The sequence below is a fragment of the Bradyrhizobium sp. 179 genome (genome assembly GCF_023073535.1).
GTDB lineage: Bacteria > Pseudomonadota > Alphaproteobacteria > Rhizobiales > Xanthobacteraceae > Bradyrhizobium.
In genome coordinates this window covers 36438-63352 of record NZ_JADPJR010000024.1, presented here as the reverse complement: position 1 = coordinate 63352, position 26915 = coordinate 36438, and the positions used below count along the sequence as shown (strand labels likewise).

The window sequence follows — 26915 nt, the reverse complement described above, 5'->3', positions numbered from 1 at the left end:
TCCATGACTCGATGGAAGCCACTGTGGACCCTTATCCCGGGGTCCCGATTGGATGCCGATCACCCCGAAAACGGGGTCCTTATTCCATGCCGAAACACATTTTCAGAAAAGCAGGTGATCAGGAATGCAGCGAGTGCGCCGATCCCACACTCTGCCTGCCGGAATGCCGCACGGGTCTGACCAGCGCTTGCGCGACGTACAGCTCGATTTCAGTGAAGGAGCCCGGACGTCCTAGTCAAGGCGACGCTGGCAACTGGGGGATCGCCGCTTCTATAGCCATTTCGGCATTGACCTTACCGCGATCGCGCTCTCATTGCATGCCGGCCCGGGCACAAAGGCCGTGCGCTCGTCCATTACCCAGCAGGTTGCGAAGATTCTATTCCCCTCAGATGAACGCAATTTGGAGGTCAGGATGCAGGAGGCGCTTGTCGCAATTTGGCTCGAATGGCGGCTCAGCAAGGGATGAAATCCTGAAGGTCTACCTAAACCCTGTGCAGATCGGACGCGGCATCTTCGGCGTCAGTGAAGCTGCGCAGAGTTATTTCCACAAGCAGGTTCAGGATATCGAACTTGGCGCATCAGCCCTGCTTGCCGGCCTGATATATGCGCCACTAGATCTACCTTCGCATGTTGCTCTTCCGAATGCGCGTGCGCGTGCAAACCTGGTTCTGGATCTGGACCCCCTCGTCGAGACCGGGCTCATCACTAACGATCAGCTGTTCGCGGCAAAGCAACATGCGGCGCGCCTGATCCTTCATGCATCAGGACGCGTTGCCGAATTGAAGAAATCGAGATGAGCGTGATCTCGCGGAAGATGATTGCCACTGCCGCCAAGGAGGGAGGGTAGCACAGCTGATTGACTGCTTGGTATCGCACCCCGTAATGTAACTGGCGGACCGCGATTCATCGGAAAGAGCCGGCCGGTTGCCTGGCGATAGCAGGGAGGCTGATCGTCGGATCCTCGCTGAACGGGGCGACGTTTCCAGGTATGTTGCGTGCCCGCTGGACGGCCCATCCATCGCTCAACATGAGCACACCGACGAGGCGAATGATGAAGCCCTGATTGGTAGTCGTCGCGCCCATTGTGGCTCGGATTCTGCTCATGGAGCGGCGGACCTCTTCAAGGGAGGCCGCGCTCGCGTTTTAGCGCCGCGCAAAGCACTATGTATTAAGACGATCCTTCGTTCCCTCTAAGGAGCCCGGGCCAGTAGTGTCCGTGCTTCGTCGGTCGCGGCCCAAAAATGGCCTGGCCAACTCTAATGACGTCAGCCCCCTCTTCGATTGCCATCTCGAAGTCGCTTGTCATACCCATAGAGAGCAGGTCTAGTCGCGGCGATATCCTGTCGCGTAACGCGTCTCGCAACTGCCGCAGCAACTTGAAACACCCGCGAACCTTGTCGGCGTCACGACTGAAGATTGCGAGAGTCATAAAGCCGCGAGGAATCAGGGCCGGATAGTCGGGAAGCCGACGCACAAAGTCGCCCACTTCGTTTGGCGAGAGACCGTATTTGCTCACCTCACCAGAGGTGTTGACCTGGACGAATACGTCGAGACGTCTACCTTCGGCGCCGAGCCGGGCCTGGAGCGCATCGGCCAATCGTATGCTGTCCAGCGCGTGAAACTCGCTCGCGAATTTGATCATCGAATTCACTTTGTTTGTCTGGAGGTGGCCGATGATACTCCAGTTCAGCGACAGATCGGCGAGATCTCGAGCCTTGCCCTCGGCTTCCTGAACCTTGTTTTCCCCGAAGTTAGAGAGGCCGAGTTCGGACGCGATACGGATGACGGCGGTTGGCACTGTCTTGCTAACGGGCAACAGACGAACTTCCGAGCGGCGACGGCCTGCCCGCACGCAAGCCGTCTTTATCCGTTGTTCAAGTTCATCGAGATTGGAGCGAAAAAGCGAGCGCGGATCATTCGTGAACCTCTCGTTCTCTATTTCTGACATCGTCCGCCCCTGGTCCCTCACTCGACTCTTCAGTGAGCGAGAGATCGCGACATACTGAATTTCGATCGTTCCGTCCAGATATTGGGCCGTCTTCGCCGCGGTCACATGACGCGCTATCGGCAACTGGGTCAAAGTGCTCTCGCGCCAATCGATTGCAATACACTGTATGATGCCGTTCATTGCGGCTCTCGTGGCGAACTTTTTGCGTGGGCGGCGTCAACGCTAGCGCGCTCACCGCGATCGAGCTTGGATGCCACAGCAGAGAACAACAGCCGCGCGACGTGAAGATCCGTCGCGACGTCCGCCAGCAGCCATTGCAGCCCTGAAATTCGATGGTTTTCGAACCAAAGGCGGTGACCCATGTCGTCGGTCGTTCGTGGCCGCCAGCGCGCGATCGAGCAAGGCTTCCATCATTCCACAGGGCTGCGACGAGCGTTCGGGCGACGTCGACACCGGCCATGGCACGTTTGAAGCCGTCGCCCGGAGGAAAGAGCACCGCGGCCTCGTCTACGGGGCAATCCGACAATTCGCTTCGAGCGAGCCCCATGGCGTGACACCCGACTAGATCGTACGGCGCCGTCACCGACAAGCCCGCAGATCGTCGCTCCGTCAGAAAGCCAGCCGAACGCGCACGCATGGCCAGTATCCGCCCAGGGTAGGCGAGGCTACCCTGCACCGTGCGTTTGCTGCCGTGCCGATTCTGCGCCATCTCGCGGGTGGCGCGTTCGTCGAAATACTTCTTGGCTTGGAGCTCTTGTTGCCTGGACCGTCTCTCGTCTTTACTGGGCCCGAAGCGACCGGCCCTTGAACGACTAAAAGCTCACTCCGCGGGTCGGGCGGTCGCGACGCCGTTCCCCTCCGCGACGTCGAGCGCCGCAAGGCGCCTTCGGCTTGCGCAAGCGCACGTAGATCTGTGCCGCCAAAAGCGTCAAGCAAAGGAACAGAAAGAACGCGCTGATCGGCCGCTCGACGAAAATCATGGCGTCACCGCGCGAGACCAGCAGCGAACGGCGGAAGTTCTCTTCGAGGCGTGGCCCCAGGACGAAGCCGAGCAGGATGGAGGCCGGGTGGAAATCGAGCAACAGCAGCAGATAGCAGGTCAACCCGACGACGGTCTCGCCGACCTGGAACATGTCGTTGTTGGTCGAGATAACGCCGATCGCGACGAAGAACACCGCACTTGGATAGAGATATTTGTAGGGAATCATCAGGAGCTTCACCCAGAGCCCGATCAGCGGGACATTGAGCAGGACCAGCATGATGTTGCCGATCCAGAAGCTCGCGATCAGGCCCCAGAAGATGTGGGGTGCTCTTTGATCAGTTGGGGACCGGGCACGATGCCCTGGATCACCAGCGCACCCAGAATCAGAGCCATGACTGCGTCCCCGGGGCTCGAGGCTCATAGTCGGGATGAAGTCACCCTGCACGGACGAATGCGTTCGATGCCTCCGGACAGGCGACGCCTTCAATCATGCCGGTGCCGAACTTCTCTGGCGTTTTCGAAACCTTTTTGTCAGCCGCTAAGGAAGCGATCGTTGGTCCCGTTCCGGGATTGAGCGAGCAAACGCTCCAGATGATGGTGCCGCGGCAACATCGCGGGGATCGAGCGGCGGAGCTTATCGCGCGATGGGCGCAGACCGCGCAGGCCGACGTTCGAAGAGCGCGTGTTCACCTCGGAGTATTGGTTCACGCTCTTCATGAACTCGGCGATACCAAATAGACCGTGAGCGAGTCCGACGAGCTCGATGCCGTCAGGAGATTCGGGATGCCGAACGTGAAGCGCTCCGAGCCGGTCTCGACATCCGTTTCCACGATTCCTAGAACAGGCCCAGCAGCACCATGAGCAGCCCGGCGTAGAAGTCCTTCTTTTGCAGTATGATCGGCATCTCGGCACCTCTATGCGGTTTTGGTCGCTATCACGACGAGCGCCGACGCCGGTTCGGAAGACACCTGCGTCAGCTTGTGCGGAATCGTGGAGTCGAACTGGATGCAATCGCCCGGATTCAATGTCTCCTTGCGCTTTCCGATGACGAGCTCGATCCGGCCGGTGAGGATGAACAGGATTTCCTCACCTTCGTGGTGACTCATGATGCGACCGCGTTTCGCCGTCTTGGTCGGCCGCACGATAAAGGCGCGCATCGTGCGTTCGGGAGCCAGTCCGGCGACTAGCGACAGGTGCGTGTCCACGTCGCCTGCCTTCCCGTTCTTCGCGCGGACAATCGTGATCGGGTCGTGGTCGTCCGGCTGGCCGTAGAAGCGGTCTAAGGTCGTTCCGAGAGCCTCGGCGATCTTGAGCGCGGAGCCTATCGACGGAGAGGAGAGCCCGCGTTCCAGCTTGGAAAGATAGCTACGGGTCAGACCGGAATCGGCGGCAAGCTGCTCCAGCGTCATGCCGCTCTGCACGCGGAGGAATTTGAGGTTGAGTGTCATTGCGCTCGGCTCTTTTTCGAAGTTATTGCCTGCATCGATCACGCTCCAAACCATCGACAATTCAAACCGTGGAACGGGACCCCCGTCCGATCACAGGTCCAGCACCAGTCTTTGTCCGGCGCAATCGCCCACACAGACGATGAGCTCATTCTGCCGCTCAGCAGGCGAAAGCACGCGATCGCGATGGATGGGCGGCCCCTCGGTCCAGCGCGTGCGGCAGGCACCACAGATGCCACCGCCGCAGGACACGGGTACGTCGACGCCGAGCGCGTCCAGAGTTCCGAGAAGGCCAACATCTGGCGTGACAGTCGCCAGCTTGTTGCTCGCCGACAGATAGAGTTCGTAGGGAGGCACGTCGCTTCGGGCAATGACCTTCGGCGGGGTGAACATCTCAATGTGTTTGCGCTCTTCCGGCCAGGCCGAAACGGCATCTCCGAAGGTCTTCAACATCGCTGCGGGTCCGCAGCAGGCCGCCAGACCAGATCCGGCGAATTCCTCGAAAATCGCGGCGATGACGGGCTTGGCCTGCGCGTTCGTGTCGTACAGGCGGACAAGGCCTGCTTCGATGGCCGGCGCGATCATGTCAGTCAGGACCGGTCGTCCGCGGCTGGTCCAGTGCAGCACGTAGTTCGAGCGCCCTCGGCGCTCGAGATGCCGAATTGCGGAGATGAACGGGGTTACGCCGATGCCTCCCGCAAGGAATATGTTCGTTCCCTCCTGGTCCAGTGCGATCCCGCCGCGCGGCAGCGAGACGGAAATCGGCTGTCCCACCTCCACCCGGTCGTGGAGGAAGTTCGAGCCGCCGCGGCCTTCGCGTTCGCGCTTCACTGCGATCACGTAGCGCCGATCGTCGTCCGGCTCATTGCAGAGCGAATAGGTCCGGACGAGACCCTGCCCCAGGTGAACGTCGATGTGCGCCCCGGGCCTAAACGGTGGCAGCTCCCAATCGTCCTGGTCGACCAGCGTGAAGCGCTTGGTGTCGTTGCCGAGATCCTCGACCTTCGAGACAACGGTGGAGACCGTCTTTACCGCCTTCGCCATCTAGATCGGCCTCACGGCGTCGCCGACGCGCAGCGTGCCCCCCGCGATGATCTTGCAGTTCAGCCCCGACCGGTTGATCAACGGATCGAAGACGGACTTGCCGAGTATCTCCTCGATGTGCCGGCACGGCGTTGAAAGGCGGGTCGCCTCGACAATCGCTTCTCCAAGCCGGAAGCGACGGCCGACGAGATGATTCAGCGGGACGCCTTCGACGGTCACGTTCCGGCGATGTTCCTCCGGCAGCAACTCGATCTTGTGGTCGCGTTGCAGGGCCTCGAACGTCTCCATCTCGAACAGGGTGACCTGCCGTCCCTCCTCCGGCTTGTGGGAGTAGAAGCCTGCTTCGTGGCCGACGAAATATCGATCGCCCTCGATACCGCGTCCAGCGACGAGCTCGAGCGAGGGAAACGAGCGCATCGGCAAAAAGGCGCGCGGGGTCTTGTGCAAGAAGCGAACGACGCCCTGCCAAGACATCGTGACCTCGGGCTGATCGATTGCGATCGCGTCCATCGTGTTTTCTCCCTGGGTCTTAATCCGAATTGGCTTCATCGTGAAGCGGCGAGCGATTTATCGAGCGTCTGGCGCACGTCCGAGCGTACCTGGAGACGACCGGCCCCTTGGTCGTCATCGCCTCCGCGACCGTCGATGGGGCACGTTCCGCGTCCTCAATGACGAAGCCCGTCGCGCCGAAGGCGCGCGCCAAAGCGGCAAAGTCGGGATTCGAAAAATCCGTGCCGTACGGACGATCGGGAAAGGCCCGCTCCTGGTGCGACCGTTTGGTCCCGTAGGACCAGTTATTGGATACGACGATCTTGAGGTTCGCGCCTCTGGCGACAGTCCTCGCAAAGACATTGCCCGTCATCAGGAAGCCGCCGTCTCCGCAGAAGGCGACCACCTGCCGCCCCGGAAAACGAAGGCTTGCGGCGAGCCCGTACGGGTCTCCGCTGCCCATCGCTCCGCAAGCCGAGCCGAGCAGCCGCGCGGTCGGCTCGAGGCTGAAGATGCGATGGACCCATCCGGCGAAATTGCCGGAGTCAGTCGTGACGATGCCATCGGGCCTGAAGTGCGCAGCGATGGCCGTCACCGCGTGATCGAAGACGTCCGCCGGTGGTACGCCGAACCGAGGCCAACCATGCGTGGCCATCCGCGCCGCGGCAGCCGCGTGAAGCCACTCGGCGCGGTCCCGCGCCGTCACGGGAGCAGCGAGCATGGCCGACACGAACGCGTGCGATCCGGATACCACCGGGACGTCGGTCCGAACGCGCTTTCCGATCGCATCGGGATCCGGATAGACGTGGACCAACGGCTGGCGCGGTTTGGCCTGTCTGGGAAATGCGAAGCCAAGCGAGGATAGATCGCCCAGACGCGTTCCGACGGCAACGACGAGGTCGGCGCGTTCGAGCAGTTTCACATCAGGCTGAGACGTAAAGAACCCGAACTGACCGGCCCACAGCGGATGAGAGTTCAGGAATTGGTCCTGCATCTTGTTCATAGTGACGACCGGCACGTTCCATTTCTCGGAAAACGCGACCAGATCTTCGCGGAACGATGCCGTCCGACATTCGCCGCCGACCAGCAGGATCGGTCGCTCCGCGGCTATCAACGCCGTCCTCGCCTGTTCGATGGCCGCAGCGCCCGGCTCCGGACGGACAGCTCCGTTGGCTGTGGCCGCAAATCTCTCGGCCGGGTCCTCAAGGAGATCTTCCGGCAGTTCGATGGCGACGGGACCGGGCGTTCCCGCATGGGCCACCGCGAGCGCGCGGGCGATCATCTCTGGAGCGAGATCCGCCGAGTTCAGACGCACCGACCACTTCAGCACGCCATCGAAAGATCGGCCACAGTCGATCTCCTGCACCGCGTCCCTTGCGAGGTTCGGACGATCGACCTGACCGACCAGCATTACCAGCGGAATCGCCTCCTGCGCGGCCACGTGCAGTCCGAGCGCTGCGTTGAAGGCGCCCGGACCACGGCTCGTCATCACGACGGCTGCGCACCCTGTGAGTTTGGCGTCCGCGACCGCCGCGAGGCTCGCGCTTCCTTCGTGCCGGCAGGTCACCAGATCGAAATCGTTGCGGTCGCGCAGCGCGGCCAGCAGCGCCAGAAAGCTTTCTCCCGGTACGCCGAAGGCCCCGTCCACGCCGTGCGCGACGAGACAGTCCGCGACGAGTTCCGCGACGCGATAGATCATGCGACGCTCCCGTCCTGCGTGATGGTCAGGGAGTCGCCCATGACGCGCAGTGGCGCCTCCGTCCGATCTCGCAGCGCCTCGATCGCGAGGCCGTCGAGTAGCGCCCGAACGGCCAGGCCATCCTCGGTTACGTCGATGATGCAGAGGTTGGTGAAGATGCGGGTCACCACTCCGCGCGCCGTGAGCGGATATCCACATCGCTCCACGATGCGGGAGCGGCTATCCTTAGTGGTGTGATCCATCATTACCCAGATCGACTTGGCGCCGACCGCCAGATCGATGGCTCCGCCGATGCCGGGCGGAGACCCGTTGTCACCGGTCGTCCAGTTGGCGAGATCGCCGGCCTTGGACACCTGAAAGGCTCCGAGCACGGCGACGTCGAGATGACCGCCTCGCATCATCGCGAATGAGAGGCTGGAGTCGAAGTAGGAACCGCCGGTCCGGAGCGAGATGGGCATCTTCCCTGCATTGATGAGATCCCAGTCCTCTTCGCCCGCCGCCGGCTTCGGACCCACGTTAAGCACGCCGTTCTCGCTGTGAAGGATCACGCCAGACCCTTCCGGTAGGTAGTCAGCGACGTGAGTCGGGGCGCCGATACCGAGATTGACGAATCCTTCCTGCGGCAAATGAAGTGCGACCATGCGCGCCAGCGCATCGCGTGAAAGCGGTATCATCGGGAGCTCCTTGCGAAAACGCGATCGACGAAGATGCATGGAGTGACTATGGCTTCCGGATCCAAATCGCCGACGTTGACCACGCGGTCGACTTCCACGGCGACCGTCCGGCCGGCGGTCGCCATGACCGCGCAGTGGTTGCGCGCCGTCTTGTTGTAGGTGATGTTGCCGAGCGTGTCGGCGAGGTGACCTTTGACGAAAGCGAAATCTGCATGAAGCGGTAGCTCAAGAATGAATTCGCGTCCGTCGACGACGATCTTCTCCTTGCCGTCAGCGAATACCGTTCCGACGCCGACGGGAGAAAGGAAGCCGCCGAGACCGGCGCCGCCCGCCCGGATGCGCTCCACCAACGTGCCCTGCGGAACGAGTTCGAGCTCGACCGTGCCGGCACGATATTGTTCGGCGAACTGCTTAGCGCTGCGCGGGTAGGAGCAGACGATCTTGCGAACGATCCTGGCTTCGAACCACAGCGACAGATCGTCCTCCGTGGAGCCGGCGTTGTTCGATATCAGCGTCAGGTCGCGGACGCCGCGGTCGAGCACCGCCTTGACCACTCCGAGCGGAAGACCCGCTCCGCCGAACCCGCCCATCATGACGGTGTCGCCGTCCTTGATGCCCTCCACGGCCGCCGCCGCGTCTTGAACCACTACGTTGCGCATCGTTTCGTCCGCCGTGTTTGCTACGGGATTGATTTGGGGTACGTCGCGGACAGGCCGCGGCCGACCCGGTCGAGCAGCATCTCGTTGGTGCCGTCGGCGTAGGCCGCCATCCGGACCTCGGCGAAATGCATGTTCAGGCGGTGGGCCGCGCCGGCGCCCGTCGCGCCCACGATTCGGACGCACTGATCGATGCCCCAAAGCGCAGTGTCGACAGCGAACTTCTTCGCTTGCGCAGCCAGCGCGACCGGATTTCCCCCGATCTGGATCTGCTCGGCGGCGCGGAAGACGAGCGCGTTGGCGGCCTCGAGCCGGACCGACACCTCCGCCAGCTCCCAGCGCAGGCCCTGATGTCCAGTCAGCGGCTTTCCAAAGGCCTGCCGGCCTTCGCAGTAGTCCACCGCCTCGCACAGTGCCGCATATAGCGTCGCGACGCACATGGCGGCCACGTGGACGCGAGCCGCGTTGACCGAAGTCATCGATGCCTTGAGTGCCGAGCCTGGCGCCGCGATCAGGCACCACTCGGGAATGAGGTGGGCATCGAAGGCAATCTCGGCCAGGCGGAAGGAACGCGCTCCAGGAACGACGATCTCGCTGCGCCTCACCGTCCCGGCATCGCCGAATGGCACATAGAAGCTGGCGATGTCCGCTGCGCCTGCAGCGTCGCCGACGCGGGCGAGGACAATCAATCCACCGACCAACAAGCCATTCGTCATCCACGCCTTGGTGCCGGTCAGAGTCCAGCCGCCGTCAACGGGAACAGCCGTGGTGGCAAGGGCCGAGACATCGCTTCCGCCCGCCGGCTCAGTCATAGCCGTCGTCAGGAGCAGCTCGCCGCGCAACGCGGGCTGCAGGAGACGCTCGATCTGGACCGGCGTACCGGTCTGGGAAAGACGCGTCGCTCCGCCTTGGTGATGGTTCAGGCAGAACGCCGCTGCGAAGCCGTGACGCGCCATCTCCTGCGCTACGCGGATCTTGCACAGGTACGACGCTTCCAAGCCGCCGTGAGCGCGCTTCGCCTGAAGTCCCAACATGCCGAGTGCCGCCCATTCGGCGATCCATTTTTCGGGAAACGCCTCGCCCGCGATGTGCGCTGCGAAGACACTCTCCGAAAAGGGGCCGGCGCAGAATGCCCGCGCCTTCGCGACATGCTCGCGCTCTTCCGCAGAAAGTTGAGCGTCGTACTGGTGATAGAAGTCCATAGAAGATCCTTCGGCGAGCTACTTCTGAAGCGGCGCTCCGATGTCCTTGGCCCACTGATTCCAGTAAGCTTCTTCATTTCCGACGTCGGCCGTGAAGGTCTCCACCGTCGAACCAGCGATCGGAGTTGCGCCGATCGTCTCCAACTGCTTCAGGAACTCCGGATCGCTCGAAGCCTTGTCGAGGGCGGCGCCAATCTTGGCGACGACTTCGGCCGGAAGGCCCGACGGACCCGCGACCCCGAACCACGGCGAGATATCGAGACGCTTGCCGCCCGCCTGCTCGATCGTCGGCAGATCCGGGAAGGCCGGCGACCGGTCGGCCGACGTCACCGCGAGCGCCTTGAGGGTGCCGGCCTTGACCTGCTGTCCGATCGTGGCTTCGGTAAAGAAGCCCACCTGCAAGATTCCCGACATGCAATCGACGATCGGTTGATTGCCGCCCGAGTAGTTGATGAACGACATTTTCGTGTCGTAGGCCATATCGAACAGCGTGCCACCGATGTGAGATGTCGCCCCGAACGTACCGCCGAAGTTCACCTCTCCCGGGTGCGCCTTCAGATAGGCGACGAGTTCCGGAACGCTGGCCACGGGAAATTTCGGGCTCACGACCAGCAGATTCCGCTGCTTCGCGACCTTCCGAATGTAGGTGAAGCCATTCTGCTGATCGTAGCGCACGGACGCATAGAGTGCCTTGGCGCGAGTATTCGAGGACTCCACCGCGACGAGAAGCGTGTACCCGTCGGGCTTCGCGCGGGAGACGTTTGACGCGGCGATCATTCCGCCGGCACCACCGTTGTTCTCGACGATGACGGTCTGGTTCAACTCCTTCGAGAGCAGACGGCCGATGACGCGGCCAATGATGTCAGTCGGGCCTCCAGCCGGGAATCCGACGACCAGCTTGATCGTGGTCGAGGGATAGGCATCGGCCGCATCGGCCGGCTCAGCAAGAAAGCCGAGACAAAGAATGGCGGCGCCGGTGGCAATCGACGTAGCTTTTCGGAAAGATCGAAACAATGGCACCTACCTCGAAGGACGATCCACCTTCGAGCCAATGACACTTTGTGTCAAGTAAGAAACTAACGTGACCAGACCCGAGGCGCACAATGACTCGGCAAAAGCTGCCGAATAAGCATACAATGTGCGAAAACTAGCAAGAATTGGGCCGATTTTGCCGCCAGCTAGCCGAGTTACATGCTTGCCAGGCCCAATGATTGTGTTCTAGACGATCGGTCTAGTGAGGACGCAATGGTTAAATCTGCAGATAATTACCGCCAGCTGAACGTGTCGAGCCGAAACGAAGTCGGCTATGCGCCGACCCGTGACGTTCTGATCCGTTGCGGAATGGAGGTGATGACCCAGCAAGGTTTCGCAGCTACGGGTCTGGACGCGCTGCTGCGCCGTGCCACGGTGCCAAAGGGTTCATTCTACCACTACTTCGAAAGCAAGGCCGACTTCGGCCGCGAAATCATGAAGGCCTACGACTCCTTCTTCCGACACAAGCTGGACCGCGCCCTGAACGACCAAAGGCTTGCGCCGTTGGCGCGCATGCGAGCTTTCGTCGAAGACGCCAAAGCGGGCATGGCGAAATACAGTTATACGCGCGGCTGCCTCGTCGGAAACCTCAGCCAAGAGGTCGAAGCGCTGCCCGAGGACTACAGGTCCGCGTTGGACGAGATCGTCAAGGGATGGCAGCGGAAGGTGGCGCATTGCCTGGAACGCGCATACGAGGCCGGCGAGATCGGCAGCGCGGACTGCGACGCCTTGGCTGAGTTCTTCTGGATCGGCTGGGAGGGAGCGGTGATGCGGGCGCGCCTCGTCAAGAATGGCCTCCCGCTCGATACCTTCATCGCCGGCTTCGTCGCCGGCCTGCCGCGTCCGGACGAGCCGAAGGCCAGGTCCAGAAGAAAATCGTGAAGAGGAGTTCGAGTTGTTCAAAGCCGTGTTGATCGAGAAGGACGAGCGGGGATATCGCGCCGACGTCGCCGAATTGCCGGACAGCCGCCTGCCCGACGGTGAGGTGACCGTCGAGGTCGAGTTCAGCACGCTGAACTACAAGGACGGCCTAGCGATTACCGGCAAGGGCCCGATCGTGAGATCCTTCCCGCTGGTGCCCGGGATCGACTTCGCTGGCGTGGTGTCGTCGAGCTCCGACCCGACCTTCGCGCCGGGGGACCGGGTAGTTCTCAACGGCTGGGGTGTCGGCGAACAACATTGGGGCGGCCTGGCGCAGCGAGCAAAGGTCAAGGCCGACTGGTTGATCAAGCTGCCGCCCTCGATGCCTTCCCGCCGCGCGATGATCATTGGTACCGCGGGCTATACCGCGATGCTGTCGGTCGTAGCCCTCGAGAAGTATGGCATCCGTCCCGGCGCGGGCGACGTGCTGGTGACCGGCGCCGGCGGAGGCGTCGGTAGCATCGCGATCATGCTTCTCCACAAGCTCGGTTTCCGCGTCGTGGCTTCGACGGGCCGACCGGACGAGGAGCCCTATCTTAAGAGCCTGGGCGCTGCCGAGATCATCGACCGGTCACAATTGTCGCAGCCCGGCAAGCCGCTGCAGAAGGAACGGTGGATCGCCGCGATCGACTCGGTAGGCAGCCATACACTCGCCAATGTGTGCGCCGGAATCAAAGCGGACGGAGCGGTTGCTGCGTGCGGCATGGCGCAGGGATTGGATTTTCCCGCAAGCGTCGCCCCCTTCATCCTGCGCGGAGTGGCGCTGTTCGGCATCAACAGCGTGACCCGCCCGAAGGTAGAACGCGTCGAAGCCTGGGACCGTCTCGCTTCCTTGCTAACCGAAGCCGATCTGGAGAAGACGGCGGTCGAGATCGGTCTGAACGACGTCGTCGCCGCGGCTGGCGGCCTGATGAGTGGCCAAGTGCGCGGGCGCACGGTCGTCAACGTCAATAGATGACATCGACCGAAAAGTAGCGCGATGCGACTGGGGCGGTCGCGCCTCGAAACAAACCTGAAGGCAATGACCGCTCGTCCAAAGATGGGAGATCCCCAATATGGCTGCTTCGGAATTAGTTGCAAGGGATGGACCTGGGTTCGGGTTCTCGACACGAGCGATCCACCATGGGTATGACCCTGCCCATCACTCTCGCGCGGTATCCCATCCCATTCATATGACGTCGACCTTCGCCTTCGACAGCGTCGCCGAATTGGATGCGGCGGCCGCATTGGGGGGCAAACTGTATGGGCGGGAGTTCAATCCGACGACCGCATTGCTGGAATCCCGCTTGGCAAACTTGGAGGGTGCCGAAGACGCCGTCGTACTGGCCTCGGGAATGGCCGCGTTCGGTGCCTTGGTTCTTTCGCTCTTATCCCAAGATGACGAACTCATCGTCCATCGGACCTTGTATTCGAATACGACGACCATGACGGAACAGGGCTTGCCACGCTTCGGCATAAAGACCATCCCTGTCGATCTCAGTGACCCCGCCAATCTGGATACTGTTCTCACATCTCGCAGTAGAGCCGTCTACTTTGAGACGCCGGTCAATCCCACAGGGGACGTCCTCGACATCGAAGCCATTGCGAAACGTGCGCGGCGGGCCGGCCTCCTGGTGATCGTCGACGGTACATTTGCATCTCCCGCGCTGCAGAGGCCTCTCCAATGGGCGGACATCGTGCTCCACTCCCTTACCAAATATATCAGCGGGCATGGAGACGTTCTCGGAGGGGCTCTCCTGGGACGGACCGAGCTGATCGAAAAAATACGTGATCGCGGCTTGCGCTACATCACCGGTGCCGTCATGTCGCCGATGGTTTCGTCTCTGATTTTGCGCGGCATCAAGACACTTCCTCTCCGGATGGACCGCCACGGGTCCAACGCACTTGCGATTGCGCGCATGCTCGACGCCCACTCGGCAGTAGAGTGGGTGAATTATCCCTTTCTGCCGTCCCATCCGCGGCATGCTCTCGCAAAGAGACAAATGTCAGCGGGATCCGGAATGCTGTCCTTTGGTCTTCGTGGTGGTTTTGATGCTGCCCGCTGTTTTCTCGACCATCTCAAGCTCATTACGCTTGCCGTCAGTCTCGGAGACGCTGAAACGCTCATCATGCATCCCGCGAGCTTGGTTCATGCCCGGCGCGCTGTTCGTCCCGAAGCACGCCTTCAAAGGGGCGTCGGAGACGACTTGATTCGCCTGTCGGTTGGTCTGGAAGACGAGGCAGATTTGCTCGGCGACCTCGGGCAGTCCCTAAACCGTCTTTAGTTCACCCGCAACGAGTGTTCGTCAAGGAGAGGCCAAACATGATTGCCCCGCCGCCAGGACTCGAGCCCGCCATGGACTTTGCTCGGGTTGGTCTAACCGCGCAGAAAGAAGTCGTCCGAAAGTTCTACAAGGACATGTGGGACAATGCGGACGTTGCTCTAATCCCCGAAATATTTCAGCCCGGATTCACCTTCCGGGGCTCCCTCGGTCCTGTCCTCGTCGGCTTCGATCAGTTCGCGGACTACGTCAGATGGGTGACAGACTCTCTGGAGAACTACACGTCTGATATCCTCGATCTGCTCGAGGAGGGCAACGCGGTCTCGGGAAAGCTGCGCTTCCACGGCATCCATCGGAAGCCGATGTTCGGCCATGCACCCACCGGACGCCACGTGTGGTGGTACGGTGCGCCGATCTTCACGTTTCGAGGCGACAAGGTGAGCGATCTGTGGGTCTTGGGCGACATCCACGGACTGATCGGTCATCTCGCCCCGCCGGATGCGACGAGCAAGCCGGAATTCACAACGGACAAGTAGCCCTGCTCCATGAGCGCTCGCGCGGAGCGGACCACCTTTGACCCATTAACGGAGACAAGCCATGTATACGCCTCCCGCATTCAAGGACGAAGACGTCGAGAGTATCCGCGCGACCATCCGCGACGCCCGCCTGGCCAATCTGGTGACGGCGACTGCCGAGGGCCCGCTTGCGACGCCGCTTCCATTGTTTCTCGACGAAAGCGAGGGCGAGCGCGGCGTGATCTACGGGCATCTGGCGAAGGCCAATCCGCAGTGGCGGGTTCCTCCGATCGGAAACGCGCTCGCGATCTTCATGGGTCCGGACGCCTATGTAACGCCTTCCTGGTACGCGACCAAGCAGGAGACCGGCAAGGTCGTGCCCACATGGAACTACGTCGCTGTGCAAGCGTTCGGACCGGCCGAGTTCTTCCATGATCCAGAGCGTCTGCTCGACGTGGTGACTCGCCTGACGCGGAAGCACGAAGCAGCGCGTGCGAAGCCATGGGCCGTCTCGGACGCTCCCGCGGATTTCATTGCCGGCCAGTTGCGCGGCATCGTCGGGATCCGCATCCCCGTGGTGCGCTTCGAAGGCAAGCGCAAGATGAGCCAGAACCGTCCAGAGGCCGATCGCGTCGGCGTCGCGGCGGGCTTGGCGGCCAGCGAGAATCCTGCGGATCGCGCCGCGGCCCCTCTAATTCCCGTACCTGTCTAGCTTTCGGAGGTACGATGTTCGAGCTTCAGACGTTCGCGCTGTTCTTGGCCGCCGCTACGGTCGTGGCGGTCACGCCGGGACCGGGCATTTTCTACATCGTCGCCCGCACGCTGCCTGGCGGCCGGACCGAGGGATCAGCATCCAGCGTCGGCTTGGGTCTCAGTGGTTTCGTACATCTCGGCCCTGGTGATGGCGAGCGCGGAAGCGTTCACTGCGCTGAAGATCGCCGGCGCGCTCTATCTCATCTGGCTCGGCATCAAGACTTGGAGGGAAGCGCGAGTCCCCGCGCCGGCCGAAGTCCAGACGACGGCGCTGGCCGTGCACTGCGCGAAGGCATCGTCGTGGAGGCGCTGAATCCAAAGACGGTCGCGTTCTTCCTTGCCTTTATTCCGCAGTTCGTCGACACGAGCGTGAACGTGGCGCTGTAGTTCGTTGTGCTCGGCACGATTTCCGTCGCCTTGAACACTGGCGTAGACCTGATCGTGACCCGTTGGGCGGCCAAAGCGAGGGATCGACTCGCCGGGCGACCGACGGGTCTCTACATCGGGATAAGCGATCCCGTAATGGGTGAGCAACGTTGCACAGAACAAGGAAGGGTAGCTCGAATTTCCTCACGGCATACATACAAGGGGGCATACGTGATGGCGAAACGCTGCGTCCGTGTGCCGACTCGTTCGCACGGAGGCTCGACACAAATTTCCGACTGTTGAAGATAAATGGCTTCGACGAACTATTTGCCGACCTCGGAAGAACTGGTAGGGCACGACGGCTGCACAGCCGATTAAGCGATGCGTCTGCGCAAGCTTCGCGGGTGCAGGCGTTTGACGAACGCGTGGTCCTTAAATTGGCTGCGAGTCAATCGGAGCTTCCTGTTAAGCAAGGTTGCACGCCCCTCGGATGTCAGCACACTCATCATGAGGACGGATGGAAAGGGCATACGGTCCCAGCGTGCGCAGATGAAGTTGGCGCCCTCGAAATCTGGTGGCAGGGCGACGGCTCGATCGATACCGAAAAGAGCGAACCATTCATCTTCGTTCTTGCGTTCAAGCACGAGCTCTCCACTGGAGGGGTCGGCCCTCAGACGAAACACGTCATGGCCAACTATTTGCTGCTCCTTCGTATCGATTCGTAGCGGTGCAATCGGTGCCGGACCGGGAAAGCCGGCATCGGCAAGCCAGTCGCAGTCCTCTATGGTCACGATCAATGCCTGATGTGTGCGTGGGCCACCTTCCGGAGCCCCCATGCGCCCCCTGCAAAGAATGGCCCGGACCGTGAAATCGAGTGCTTCGAGCGCCAAGCCAAACAAATTGTTCAATTCGAAGCAATAGCCGCCTCGCCGGGCATTGATCAGTTTGGCCCAGATCGACTTTCAGTCAGATCGGCGATATCGCCTAGCAGAACATCAAAGTTCTCGTAGGGGATCGCACGCATTTGAGCCTGCTGTAGCGAAATCATGTCGTCTCGCCTCGCCGCGAACGCTCCGCGTTTCCAGATCCACAGGGCGCCTGGTTGCCAGATACAGGCGTGGCGTCTACGAATTGCTTGCGTTGAGCTCACAAATATCCTAGCCGGGCGCTTTGCTTCGCTCTTGCGCGAACAAGTTGATCTGCGGGCGCTTCTGCATTTCGGCAATCCACATGATGCCCCTGGCCGTCGGAACGGCCGCTTGTCGCCACCTGATTTGCGATTACCTGCCGCGCTGGGCTTGAGATCCTGGATGATTTCGAGATTTCCACCGTGTCGGCAATATGGCCGGTCGCGCGATGCCATCCATTGTGCTGCGTAGCGCCGCCAACGTTCGAAGAATGACGGAGTTGCTCGATAGAATAGATAGCTTTCATCTAAACTCTTGAATCGTGACGGCGAGAGACCGCTGTTCTTGAAATGCGTCCTTCACCGTCGCTGCAATCAACATACCGAAAACCGTTATGCTAGTCTTGCTGCAAGACAACAACACCATGTGCTTTGCGAGCGCGCGCGGAAACATTTTAGCCTGATGTCAGCGGCCGGACATGAACGTCTTCAAGACGACACGGCTGAAAACAAACATAGGGGAGTCAAAACATAATACGGTGCCCTTGCCGACCTCCCTCGCGTCTGCGCCATGTGCCTGAAACTACGTTCTGTGAAGTCTAGCCCAATCGTGCGAGCTTCGTTCACAAACGCCTCCTCATTTATGTGACGCTTCAATAGCCTTCACTTTGCGCATCGATGCCGTCACGGAGCGTCTACCCCTTCAAAGCGGCAACAACGGCGGACAGCGCTGTTCGCTCCGTGACATCAAGGAGATCGGAGCGCGCACGAATTCAAACAGCAAACAGGGCCCGATGGTCCCTCGGTGGGGCGTCCAGTTCGCTGAACGTCTTCGTTCTTCAGCGTACGGTTGGGACTGGCGGCTTGAGGATTGGACAAAGACATTCCCGCCGCGGCAACAGTCGCGTAACCCTCTTTGCTGCGGCTTCTAGGCGGAGCATCGCGGGATAGCCCCCATCAGGCACCGTGCCCACCAAAGCTGACTTTTGGTGGCCGCCATCTCGGAAGTCCGGCAGCCGGATCAGGGCGGCCTTTTCGAATCACACACTTCGTTTGCCAATCTCGGCGAAGCCTCATGCGCGCGAAAGAGGGCTTGGTACGAGCCTTGCTTGCTGAGCCGCGAAACCATGTGCTTCGCGCGAGCCGACGGATTACCTCCGCTCGGTGTCGGTTCCAGACATTGGATGTCTGCAACCGGACAGGGTGGAAAACAACAACGCGCAACGGGCGATAGCCATAATCGTCGATCAAGGAGACATAGCATGTCCGGTGTTGCAGGCGCATTTCTGCTGCCTTCAAGCCGCTCACAAAGGACGGTTTACGATCAGCTCAAGCACATGGTGCCGAGGCTTGAAAACCGTGGACAGGAGGGGTTCGGCGTTGCCGCGTTTATGCATGAAGAACTGTTTCAACATACAAAGTCATGCCGGCCAGCAGGCACACTAGCAGGTGTTGATTTCACTGAGCAGGACGCGCATTTCAGACCGCATGTAGCTATAGCACACGTTCGCACTCCCTCTCACAGAGAGAAGAGTGACGCCGACTTCCAGCCCTTTGACAATCATAAAACCTCCTGCCGCCGTTTGACGGTTTGTTTGAACGGGGCTCTGGTCAACGCTGATGAACTTAGGAAAGAACTGCGCGCCGAAGGTCATTCCATCAGCGGCAACACCGATGCGGAGCTCTTGCTCAAGCTTATCGAGAACATTTGTCAAAGAGATTATTGGCAGCACGGTCTGCCGGTTAACTACGAGAAGGTTTTCCAAGACATTGACAAGGGTGTTGACGGAGCCGTCAGTGCACTCTTGTTGGATGGCCTAGGAAATCTGACCGCCTTCCGCAATCGCAGGGGTTTGCGGCCTTTGGAATTCATGCAAACCGAAGATGGTTTTCTACTTTTTGCCTCAGAAAACAGTGCTTTCTCTGGTCTACAAGGCCGAGTCGACGAAATTCGGCCAAGTCACATCAAGCATGTGAACGGCAGAACGGGAGACTGCCTTGATCACTTTGTGGGCCAAGCTCGGCACAGTCCGAAGCTTTGCGCCTACGAAACGCTTTATCTGGGAAATGCAAGAACGTTGGTGCAAGGGCAATCTCATCTAGCAACTCGTCATGATATAGGCATGACCTTGGGCCGAATTGTCTGGCCGCGATTAGCGGTCGAAACAAGCTCCGCTCCCATAATCGTTTCTTCTATGCCGCGCACCGGGACACCGTATGCTGACGGTCTATTTGCATCGCTGGCCAAGCAGCAAAGTGCGCTCGTCCAACGGCACGAGGTGATCGCAGTCAACCGCTCTCAGCGCACACTTATCGGGTCTCTTGGCGAGCGCAACTCCCTCATCTGGCAAAAGTACCGCGTCGCAACGAACGACGTCACGGATAGAATCATCGTCGTAGCCGATGAGGCTCTTATTCGTGGCGATACAAGCCGCGCAGTGACGGAGATGCTCCTTGCCGCTGGGGCAAAGGCTGTGCATTGGGCAATCGGTTCGCCGCCTATCGTTGCACCAAATTACTACGGCATGGGTATCGAGACCATAGATGAGCTAGCGTTCTGGAAAATATGGAAAAGCCTGGCACCCGAAACGCGGCAGGATAGCCTGCGCTTTCATAGGATCGCGCCGCAAACGCTTCGGGTGATCGAACGCAAAATTGCTCTATCGATCAACGCTGCTACCATTACGTATTTGCCCTTTGAAGATCTGCTTTCCTTGCTGCCGCGGGGACATGAGGGAATCGATCTTTCTGCGTTTACGTTCGAGATGCCGACCCCTTGCGGGCAAAAACGCGCAGACGAGAATTTGAATAGATTGATCGCCGAGCTCACCTCAACGAAAACGTCTGCAGCATGAGGCCATGATGAAACCTGCTCTTGTATTCGACTGGAACGGCACTCTCCTCGACGACGCCGACGCCTTGCTACAAACGACGAACACCATTTTGGGTCGCTTAGGCCGGGCTGCCATTGATATGCAAACCTTTCGGGATCATTTCGATGTTCCACTTTCGGTTTTTTTCCGCAATCTAGGAATGTCGCAGAGTGAAATAGAAACGGTGGATAGCCATGACAGTGCTATTTTTCACGACACCTACGAACCACTGGCGAGCAAAGCCGATCTGCGCGACGGCGCGCGTTGCATTTTGGAAACGGCACGTCAACAACACGTTTCCAGCATTATTGTCAGTAACCATATAGTCGACCCCCTTATTACCCAATTGCGAAGACATGGAATCGAAGATTGTGTCGCGGAGGTTCTGGCGTTTGAAAGCCGCGCTACTCAATATAAAGGCATAAGCAAAGGAGAGCGGCTTCGTCTGTATATGCGAGCATACAATCTGGACCCCAGCTCAACTTTCATCGTCGGGGACATGCCGGTCGAAACGGATATTGCACGCGAACTTGGCTTGATCAGCGTAGCCATTACGGGCGGATTTGTTTCCGAGACGCGTCTGCGAGCGGCGCAGCCGGATTATCTCATCGAGGACCATCATAAGCTGCTGCCCATTCTGCAGGAGCGTGGCCTTTTTCAGAACTCATAACGACGCAGAGCATGACTGAAACTCCGTCAACTGAAACGCCTGGGAAAGTCGGACAACGAATCGGCCTAATCGGCGCAGGGCGCATGGGAACAGGCATAGGAATCAGTCTTTTGCGTCATGGCACTGAACTGCATATCAAAGTCAACAGAACCCGTGTTGGCGCGGAACGCTTGACTGGCATGGGTGCTCATGAGCACACCGCAATTTCCGAATTAGCCCGGCATGTAAGTGCCGTCGTTTTATCCCTGCCCTCAAGTTGCGAGGTCGAGGAAGTTTGCCTTGGGCAACATGGGCTATTTGCACATTTGCCCCGACAGAGTTTGATACTTGACTGCACCACGTCCTATCCTGCTTCAACCCTCACTCTAGCCGAACAGGCAAAAAAGCATGCATTGCACTTCATAGATGCGCCCGTAACACGAAGCCCTGAACAAGCAGAGCAAGGGCGTCTCAACGCCATCGTTGGATCTGATCAGAACACGTTTCCTATGGCGGCTCGTGTTCTTACCGCATTTTGCGAGAACATCGTCCATGTGGGTGATATTGGACAGGGCCATAAGCTCAAACTTGTCTATAATAGCATGACGATGGGCATGGCGGCGGTGGTAGCGGAAGCTTGCCAGCTTGCCGATGCCATTGACGTCGACCTTGCAATCTTACGCTCCTTGGTCAGTCGCGGCGCGACCAACAGCGGGATATTCCAAAACTTTGCAGCCTTTTTGTTGGACGAAAAGCCGGATGCTTTGGCAATATCGATCAGAAACGCCAAAAAGGATATTGACTGCAGCGTGCGATTAGCGAACGAAACCGCGTTGAAGGTCCCAGTTCTGACTGCCGCCGCGCAAAAGTTCCAAACCTGTCTCGCCGAAGGCAAAGGTGAATTGACCTTGCCTCATCTTGCGCTTTCGTTAAGGGATGACGAATCACAGCAGAACTAGCAGCGACGCACCCAAAACAAATCTCTACAATCCGTGTCTTCCTGTTCTCCAGCGTCGCCTTCACACGGATGGCGAAAGCATCGGCTAGATGCTTTTGTACTTCATAGCGATGCTCGATCCCGGGCTGCTGTTTTGAGCACGCAGGCCCGGCCATCGTTCCCGCTTTCTCCAAGCTCTTTGAAGAATACCAGGCGATCACGAGAGAGGAGACCGCGATTTGCGCAACAGCCACATACGGAAGTGAAAGAGCTCGAGGACGTCACCGGCCACAAAGCGGTTGCATAACTTTCTGACGATGCCGGGTAGACTATGCGGAATTGCACCGCGAACGTGTCCTGGCTGATGAGGTTGTTGAGCCGGCGTTTGGAATATGTCGATGGACATGTTTAGCCGGATGCTCAAGGAGCTGAGCATCAGACATCTCGTCAACATACCGCAAAGCTTTAAGGAGTTGAGGGTTGTTTGACGTCAGACATTGTGCGCGGCAGCATTCGATGATCACTGATGGCCCATCATCGATGCGTTAAGACCATGATTGCGCAGCTCCGACAGGCAACCTTCGGAAGGGTCTGATGCCTTCAACGCTTTCCGAAGTTAGTCGACGATGCCCAAGATCGGAACCCGCTGCTCACGGACCGTGGACGCGCATTTCGTTGTCGGGCGCTTTGCCGAGATCTGCACTAACTGCGCTCTTTGATGCGAGCCGCCTTCCCAAGTTTGGCAGCTAACTCCCACGTGCCTGAACCAATACGCGCATGACGCTAAAATTCTGGAAATGGCGGGATTCTAGCTCCAGTACCTAACGCAACGTGAGATTAGGGCGATTTAGTTTCGGAGGAATGTTGTGCTGAAGTTACAGCAATTCACGATGATGTTGCCAAGGCGCGCAGAGCCGGGCTCAAGTGTGGAATAGAACTCCAATGAAGAATTTCCTTCTGACTGCAAGCATCGTCGCAATCAACGCGGCGGTCCCGCACTTGGCGCGGATCTCGCTCCACAGCCTGTCCAAACCAACGCGCCGCAGCTGTCGGTCGCTCCCGCGATCTGTGACTGGACCGGTTACTATATATGGGCATAACGGCGGCTGGGTTCGAGCCATAACTGCTAGGATTTCGCAGGCGTTACTCCCGAAGGCTGCCATGGTACGACGGCCGGCACTATCGGTGGCCAGATTGGCTATCGCTGGCAGATCTTTCAATGTGGTCTACGGCGTTGAAGGCCAGGGCAACTGGGCAAGCTTCAGCGGCTCCAAATATCAGCACCGCTTTCCCGTCGAACATCAATCGAACCAAGACGGATGCGTTCGGCTTGCTCACCGGCTAGCTCGGCTACGCATTCAAAACCGTGCTGCTTTAGGCCAGGCGGTGCTGTGATGACCAGCAAAACAGACCAGATCAACTCCGACGGTCACTGGGGCGGAGCTTGCTAAAAGCGATAATGTCCGTTGGGGGCGCGCCGTAGGGGCTGGCCTGGAAAGTTAACTTCGCGCCCAGCTGGTCAGTTGGCGTCGAGTATGACCACCTGTTCATGCCGGAGAGCAACGTGACCTTCCCCGCTGTCGGGACGGATCGCATTCACCAGGATGTCGATATGATGACCCTTCGGCTTTACTACAAGCTGTTTCCGGTGGTTGGAAAATGGCGATCTCAACACGTTTGCGCCGGATCGAGGAGCCCCGACCTTCGGTCGGGACTTTTTCTTCGGAGTGCTCTTTCGCGCAGCGCTAACTGGCCGCTTTTGCCGAAGCGCCGCCTTTCCAAGTTACGCAAGGGACATGATCTTCTGCACTGGCGCCGGCGACACGCGCCCCGCCGGCAGCGGCACACTGGGTGTACGCGCCAGATCCCAGCCTTCGACCTTTGACGGCGTGGTGTGTACGGTCAAGGCTAATGACGCGATTGTCAGGTTCGAGATATCGATGTTTCCAATCTGACGCGCCCGCGCAACATGAGGCGACTAGAGAACCTTCAGTTTTCAACCGGCACGCTGCTTGCTTCAGTTCGTACCGCCGTCACCGATGCCGGCTGCCCGGCGCTTGGCTAAAAACCGGATGCGCGCAATGACCTCCAGAAGGAGCTTGTCGACTAGGTCTAGAAGCTGGTCTTTTGATCGATTCATACTTGTAAGATAGTCAAGGAAGTAGCAGTTTTAAACTCATGACAAAAATCAACTGAAGCAAACCGATCAGCTCGAATCAAACTACCGATCTTCATTGGCGCCTAGCTACGATCGACTGAAACCCTCACGTCCTACGAACACCTGCAAATGCTGGACTCCCTAGCCAGACCTATTCTAACTTGCCGCTCCAAAGAATGCCCGAGACTAAGCTCGTAGTTGCCGTATACAACGTGCGCGCTAGCAGCAAGTGGCTTCCTCACATGGCAGGTCGAGCTTGCTCAATGCCTTGGCGAACGATTGCCCATAGGATCGCTTTTTGTCTTCACAGCTGTTTTGATACGCAAACTGGCTTCGATACAATCATCGTCCCATCAAGATGCTCACGCAACATGGACGTCAAAGATAAGGTTGAGGCGGATCGCCACAATGGCGGCTTGGATCCGGCTGGTCGCGCCCAGCTTTCGCATCGCGTTCTTAAGATGAAAGTTCACCGTATTCTCGCTGATTTGTAATATCCTCCCGATTTCCCATGACGATTTGCCCTCTGCCACCCACCGTAGGCAATCTAGTTCCCGCTGCGATAGCGCAACTCTCACATTGCAGTTATCTTCGGCCGGACGTGTGATCTCCACACAAGCGGTGTGAAAGTGCCAGGCTAGTGCGTTGAGATGGCCTTTGGAATGTTGAGGATCGGCATCGTCGAACCGAGATGCAAACGATACGACGGATAACCGACCCAATGGCCCAAACAACGGTACACTCATGCCGTGCTTGAGACCGGCCTCTCTGGCCTCATCAAGTACGCGCCGTTCGTCGGGCTGTAGTTGATATTGCTCGGCGAGTTGATCCCACAGAAAGGGCCGCGAAAGCGTCGGTGTCCGCCGGACTACTGGATCGATTTTGTGGTACTTTCGCTTAAAATATCGTTCACACCATTCGGGCGGCCACTTTACGGCCACCGCCGGTGGCGGATACTCCGGTAGACGAAGTGGCTCCGCGAAATTGAGCGCTCCGTAAGAGACTTCGCTGAAGCCTTCGTCGCTCGCACAGCTCACGAGAAGCTCGAAAAGCGGTCTGAGGCATTGTGTTCGCGTCGCGCATTCGGTGAAGCTGAAAAGATCCATTTTTTGGCGCCTCAGCAGGCTGGCCCGAAAGGTCGGTATTGCGCCGCTCCATTGAGCTGGTTTTGAGCGGAGGCAAGTTCCAATCCGTCGCCGAGCCGCTCCGTCATCCCGAGCTCAAGGAGCCCGGTGTCACCGCCGATGTTCGGCTTGCCGGCGAGCATGAAAATTCTGCTTGGTGCAGAGGGCACTTTGCATACGCATCTCCGGAAGGGCGAGAACCTGGCGATGAGAACAGCAAGTGTCGTACCAGTTGCACCGTCCAAAAAATCGGATTTAACGACAATGACTTGAGGATTGGGATAGATTCCGCGGGCGCGTGCGTTGAAGTATTCGCGACATCAGGAGGAAAGCCGACAGCGCCATTTGGCTTGGTTGTTCGTGATGATTGCCTGACTGAATTTTCTCTTGACGTCTGATCGGTACCCCTTGTGCAAGGCACCGCTGGATCGCTCATTATTGCCTGTGGCTTGCCAAGAAACTTGAGACAAGCGGAAAAGTTCAAGGGCAGCGCAGGCAGGCTATCTGACTCATCTATGAGCCGAATCCGCTCTGACCGACCAATACATGCAATTCTGAGGCACCGACAGGAGATGAGGCGCAGACGCTCGTTGGTCCACTTGCGCGCCGACGCTTCAATCCGTCATTGCGGCTTTTAGCGGCTTAGCAACGTTTCTCAGGACAGCGGCGCGGCAGTTGACAAACATCTGCTTCGTGTAATTCCCGCCGAAGTAATCCAGCACGAAGGTGCCGGTATAATCCGGATCATCGCCCACGCTGCAGATTATGCTGTCGAGAATCTCGCCGATTTCGGGAATGCGCTCGCAGTAACGGGCACGGAGAACATTAACAGCGTTCATCGAGTGAACTGCCTCGTCGGCAATCACCTCTCTCAGGCAACGAAGGAAGCTGCTGCCAAGTCCGGCATAGAACTCTCTATCCGCAGCATAGGCGCGGCAAGTACACATCTCATCAAATGCGATCATAACGATCAGAGAGAATTCGTCCTTCAAGTATTCATTGATTGCAGAAAAACTATGCGATCGAGCTTCCAATCTGTCTCGAAGATCTTTTTCGGATTCACCAGCGACAAGCTCCATGATCCGGATGAAAGCATCGGTGTGGCGCTCTTCATCCGCGGCCCAGGCACTAAAGAACGCCTCAGCTTCGTTGGTGGCGATCAGATTTCGGTTGAACAATTCTTGTTTTAAGTGCCTCGCGTCGTATTCAGTATACAACTCAGGCCACAACTTGTCCCGACGTGCGCGCACAGTCGATGGTCCGGCCGTGAACATCGCAGGCGTCAACTCATCGAAAAAGTCTTTTGGATTCCAGTTACGTCGAATCGGCGCAATCATCCGACTGTCCTTCTCTGCAAGCGGCCTAGCAGAGGACGCTCGCAAAGCATACTTGCCCTACACCAAGTATGCTGTCGCCCCCTTGTTTTGGTGGGCAATTTCGAGGCGCAACTCATCAAACAGTTTGACACTCGCGATCATCAACAGAAGCTCATAGGGGCCGTCAACGGTTTTGGAGTTCGCGTGCAGTGTAGGCTGCGGTATCCCATCGCTTTCTTTGCAAACTGCGCGGCGGGATGAACCGGGGGATCTACGATTTGGCTCAATACACATCCTATCAGATCGGCTGGACTCCATGTGGAGGGACTATCGAGTGAGTACCCTGAAAGAGGCGCGCTTAGCTCGCGGATACGACTGATGTCTGAAGTGACTTACTACTTGCTTTGTCCTTCGCCCCCTCTGACGAAGGCAACGCGCCCGGAAGGCGACGGAATGTTTCAGCGCCAAGCGACTGTCAGGTACGCCGCAGCTCTCTCGCGCAAGCTAGGTCTGTCTGCACCCTCGCCTTCTCAAGGACGACCGATCCATCGAGCGTCGAGTTGGGGAACGCCAAGGTGATTCAGAAATTTGGGAATATGGAAGGACCCTCCTCTCGGTTGTGTGTTGTAGCCGCCAACTTCCCGGCTGCCCTGTGTATTAGGACGCATGCTCGAGTCTGCCAGACAGACATCTTCGGGAATTGGCTCCGGCCGCTGAAAGATGCGAATGCCATTTGCTCAATCGC

General features: G+C 58.9%; 24 protein-coding genes and 1 pseudogene. 10 read left to right on the top strand and 15 right to left on the bottom strand.

Features of this window, described 5'->3' with window-relative positions; genetic code table 11:
- The first annotated feature begins 425 nt into the window (after positions 1-425).
- A complete protein-coding gene (locus IVB12_RS05050) occupies positions 426-797 on the top strand; it encodes a transglycosylase domain-containing protein (protein WP_247296239.1) in 372 nt (123 codons plus the stop codon).
- A gap of 371 nt (positions 798-1168) precedes the next feature.
- Here IVB12_RS05050 and IVB12_RS05045 read toward each other — a convergent pair whose 3' ends face one another.
- From IVB12_RS05045 to IVB12_RS04995, 11 genes and pseudogenes are all read right to left on the bottom strand, one after another.
- The gene (locus tag IVB12_RS05045; RefSeq protein ID WP_247296250.1) at positions 1169-1948 is read right to left on the bottom strand and encodes a YggS family pyridoxal phosphate-dependent enzyme; all 780 of its coding nucleotides are present in this window, start codon (positions 1946-1948) and stop codon (positions 1169-1171) included.
- 812 nt (positions 1949-2760) lie between these two features.
- Positions 2761-3323, bottom strand: a pseudogene (locus IVB12_RS38045) (tripartite tricarboxylate transporter permease).
- 41 nt (positions 3324-3364) lie between these two features.
- Positions 3365-3523 (bottom strand): tripartite tricarboxylate transporter permease, encoded by a 159-nt coding sequence (locus IVB12_RS38040; protein WP_346658484.1) that lies wholly within the window; start codon positions 3521-3523, stop codon positions 3365-3367.
- Between the two features lie 321 nt (positions 3524-3844).
- Entirely contained in the window at positions 3845-4420 is a 576-nt protein-coding gene (locus tag IVB12_RS05030) for a helix-turn-helix domain-containing protein (RefSeq protein ID WP_247296234.1), read from the bottom strand.
- 48 nt (positions 4421-4468) lie between these two features.
- Positions 4469-5419, bottom strand: coding sequence for a PDR/VanB family oxidoreductase (locus tag IVB12_RS05025; protein ID WP_247296231.1), 951 nt, complete (start codon positions 5417-5419; stop codon positions 4469-4471).
- Positions 5420-5929, bottom strand: a complete 510-nt coding sequence (locus IVB12_RS05020) for an MOSC domain-containing protein (protein ID WP_247296228.1) — start codon at positions 5927-5929, stop codon at positions 5420-5422.
- A 19-nt stretch (positions 5930-5948) separates the two neighbouring features.
- Positions 5949-7607, bottom strand: a complete 1659-nt coding sequence (locus IVB12_RS05015; protein ID WP_247296225.1) for a thiamine pyrophosphate-dependent enzyme — start codon at positions 7605-7607, stop codon at positions 5949-5951.
- Positions 7604-8281 carry a 3-oxoacid CoA-transferase subunit B gene (locus IVB12_RS05010; RefSeq protein WP_247296222.1) on the bottom strand — a complete coding sequence of 226 codons (678 nt, stop codon included), beginning with the start codon at positions 8279-8281 and terminating at the stop codon, positions 7604-7606. Before IVB12_RS05010 ends, IVB12_RS05015 begins: the two co-directional genes overlap by 4 nt.
- Positions 8278-8940, bottom strand: coding sequence for a 3-oxoacid CoA-transferase subunit A (locus tag IVB12_RS05005; RefSeq protein ID WP_247296220.1), 663 nt, complete (start codon positions 8938-8940; stop codon positions 8278-8280). The genes IVB12_RS05010 and IVB12_RS05005 overlap by 4 nt, the downstream gene beginning before the upstream one ends.
- Before the next feature lie 20 nt (positions 8941-8960).
- A complete protein-coding gene (locus tag IVB12_RS05000) occupies positions 8961-10139 on the bottom strand; it encodes an acyl-CoA dehydrogenase family protein (protein ID WP_247296218.1) in 1179 nt (392 codons plus the stop codon).
- Positions 10140-10157: 18 nt separating this feature from the next.
- Positions 10158-11159, bottom strand: coding sequence for a tripartite tricarboxylate transporter substrate binding protein (locus tag IVB12_RS04995; protein WP_346658482.1), 1002 nt, complete (start codon positions 11157-11159; stop codon positions 10158-10160).
- A 330-nt stretch (positions 11160-11489) separates the two neighbouring features.
- Between IVB12_RS04995 and IVB12_RS04990 the strand changes: the two genes are divergently transcribed.
- The 6 genes from IVB12_RS04990 (at position 11490) to IVB12_RS38330 (ending at position 15934) form a co-directional block, all read left to right on the top strand.
- Positions 11490-12053 carry a TetR/AcrR family transcriptional regulator gene (locus IVB12_RS04990; protein ID WP_247296212.1) on the top strand — a complete coding sequence of 188 codons (564 nt, stop codon included), beginning with the start codon at positions 11490-11492 and terminating at the stop codon, positions 12051-12053.
- Between the two features lie 13 nt (positions 12054-12066).
- Complete coding sequence (locus IVB12_RS04985) at positions 12067-13050, top strand: MDR family oxidoreductase (protein ID WP_247296210.1); 984 nt, start codon at positions 12067-12069, stop codon at positions 13048-13050.
- Between the two features lie 97 nt (positions 13051-13147).
- Positions 13148-14356: a PLP-dependent aspartate aminotransferase family protein gene (locus tag IVB12_RS04980; RefSeq protein WP_247296208.1), complete on the top strand. Its 1209-nt coding sequence runs from the start codon at positions 13148-13150 to the stop codon at positions 14354-14356.
- A 38-nt stretch (positions 14357-14394) separates the two neighbouring features.
- On the top strand, positions 14395-14889 hold the full coding sequence (locus IVB12_RS04975) for an ester cyclase (protein ID WP_247296206.1): 495 nt from the start codon (positions 14395-14397) through the stop codon (positions 14887-14889).
- Positions 14890-14950: 61 nt separating this feature from the next.
- Entirely contained in the window at positions 14951-15580 is a 630-nt protein-coding gene (locus tag IVB12_RS04970; protein ID WP_247296204.1) for an FMN-binding negative transcriptional regulator, read from the top strand.
- Between the two features lie 189 nt (positions 15581-15769).
- A complete protein-coding gene (locus IVB12_RS38330) occupies positions 15770-15934 on the top strand; it encodes a LysE family transporter (protein ID WP_247473915.1) in 165 nt (54 codons plus the stop codon).
- A 427-nt stretch (positions 15935-16361) separates the two neighbouring features.
- Here the strand turns inward: IVB12_RS38330 and IVB12_RS04960 are convergent, their stop codons facing one another.
- Positions 16362-16895, bottom strand: coding sequence for an arylamine N-acetyltransferase (locus IVB12_RS04960; protein WP_247296199.1), 534 nt, complete (start codon positions 16893-16895; stop codon positions 16362-16364).
- Between the two features lie 1480 nt (positions 16896-18375).
- Here IVB12_RS04960 and IVB12_RS04955 point away from each other — a divergent pair.
- The 3 genes from IVB12_RS04955 to IVB12_RS04945 are packed head-to-tail and all read left to right on the top strand — an operon-like array spanning position 18376 to position 21594.
- Complete coding sequence (locus IVB12_RS04955; RefSeq protein ID WP_247296198.1) at positions 18376-19968, top strand: class II glutamine amidotransferase; 1593 nt, start codon at positions 18376-18378, stop codon at positions 19966-19968.
- Between the two features lie 4 nt (positions 19969-19972).
- Positions 19973-20656 carry an HAD hydrolase-like protein gene (locus IVB12_RS04950; protein ID WP_247296196.1) on the top strand — a complete coding sequence of 228 codons (684 nt, stop codon included), beginning with the start codon at positions 19973-19975 and terminating at the stop codon, positions 20654-20656.
- Between the two features lie 11 nt (positions 20657-20667).
- Positions 20668-21594, top strand: a complete 927-nt coding sequence (locus IVB12_RS04945) for an NAD(P)-dependent oxidoreductase (RefSeq protein WP_247296194.1) — start codon at positions 20668-20670, stop codon at positions 21592-21594.
- A gap of 2498 nt (positions 21595-24092) precedes the next feature.
- Here the strand turns inward: IVB12_RS04945 and IVB12_RS04935 are convergent.
- The 3 genes from IVB12_RS04935 to IVB12_RS04925 form a co-directional block, all read right to left on the bottom strand.
- On the bottom strand, positions 24093-24836 hold the full coding sequence (locus tag IVB12_RS04935; RefSeq protein ID WP_247296192.1) for a LuxR family transcriptional regulator: 744 nt from the start codon (positions 24834-24836) through the stop codon (positions 24093-24095).
- Positions 24837-24847: 11 nt separating this feature from the next.
- Positions 24848-24997: a hypothetical protein gene (locus IVB12_RS04930; RefSeq protein WP_247296190.1), complete on the bottom strand. Its 150-nt coding sequence runs from the start codon at positions 24995-24997 to the stop codon at positions 24848-24850.
- 471 nt (positions 24998-25468) lie between these two features.
- Positions 25469-26191 carry a hypothetical protein gene (locus IVB12_RS04925; RefSeq protein WP_247296189.1) on the bottom strand — a complete coding sequence of 241 codons (723 nt, stop codon included), beginning with the start codon at positions 26189-26191 and terminating at the stop codon, positions 25469-25471.
- Positions 26192-26915: the final 724 nt, after the last annotated feature.

Bases quoted from the DNA above. Each gene is read 5' to 3' on its own strand.
- IVB12_RS05045 (WP_247296250.1), bottom strand. From the start codon at position 1,948: ATGTCAGAAATAGAGAACGAGAGGTTCACGAATGATCCGCGCTCGCTT.
- IVB12_RS05025 (WP_247296231.1), bottom strand. From the start codon at position 5,419: ATGGCGAAGGCGGTAAAGACGGTCTCCACCGTTGTCTCGAAGGTCGAG.
- IVB12_RS05020 (WP_247296228.1), bottom strand. From the start codon at position 5,929: ATGGACGCGATCGCAATCGATCAGCCCGAGGTCACGATGTCTTGGCAG.
- IVB12_RS05015 (WP_247296225.1), bottom strand. From the start codon at position 7,607: ATGATCTATCGCGTCGCGGAACTCGTCGCGGACTGTCTCGTCGCGCAC.
- IVB12_RS05010 (WP_247296222.1), bottom strand. From the start codon at position 8,281: ATGATACCGCTTTCACGCGATGCGCTGGCGCGCATGGTCGCACTTCAT.
- IVB12_RS05005 (WP_247296220.1), bottom strand. From the start codon at position 8,940: ATGCGCAACGTAGTGGTTCAAGACGCGGCGGCGGCCGTGGAGGGCATC.
- IVB12_RS05000 (WP_247296218.1), bottom strand. From the start codon at position 10,139: ATGGACTTCTATCACCAGTACGACGCTCAACTTTCTGCGGAAGAGCGC.
- IVB12_RS04990 (WP_247296212.1), top strand. From the start codon at position 11,490: ATGACCCAGCAAGGTTTCGCAGCTACGGGTCTGGACGCGCTGCTGCGC.
- IVB12_RS04980 (WP_247296208.1), top strand. From the start codon at position 13,148: ATGGCTGCTTCGGAATTAGTTGCAAGGGATGGACCTGGGTTCGGGTTC.
- IVB12_RS04975 (WP_247296206.1), top strand. From the start codon at position 14,395: ATGATTGCCCCGCCGCCAGGACTCGAGCCCGCCATGGACTTTGCTCGG.
- IVB12_RS04970 (WP_247296204.1), top strand. From the start codon at position 14,951: ATGTATACGCCTCCCGCATTCAAGGACGAAGACGTCGAGAGTATCCGC.
- IVB12_RS38330 (WP_247473915.1), top strand. From the start codon at position 15,770: ATGGCGAGCGCGGAAGCGTTCACTGCGCTGAAGATCGCCGGCGCGCTC.
- IVB12_RS04955 (WP_247296198.1), top strand. From the start codon at position 18,376: ATGTCCGGTGTTGCAGGCGCATTTCTGCTGCCTTCAAGCCGCTCACAA.
- IVB12_RS04950 (WP_247296196.1), top strand. From the start codon at position 19,973: ATGATGAAACCTGCTCTTGTATTCGACTGGAACGGCACTCTCCTCGAC.
- IVB12_RS04945 (WP_247296194.1), top strand. From the start codon at position 20,668: ATGACTGAAACTCCGTCAACTGAAACGCCTGGGAAAGTCGGACAACGA.
- IVB12_RS04935 (WP_247296192.1), bottom strand. From the start codon at position 24,836: ATGGATCTTTTCAGCTTCACCGAATGCGCGACGCGAACACAATGCCTC.
- IVB12_RS04930 (WP_247296190.1), bottom strand. From the start codon at position 24,997: ATGCTCGCCGGCAAGCCGAACATCGGCGGTGACACCGGGCTCCTTGAG.
- IVB12_RS04925 (WP_247296189.1), bottom strand. From the start codon at position 26,191: ATGATTGCGCCGATTCGACGTAACTGGAATCCAAAAGACTTTTTCGAT.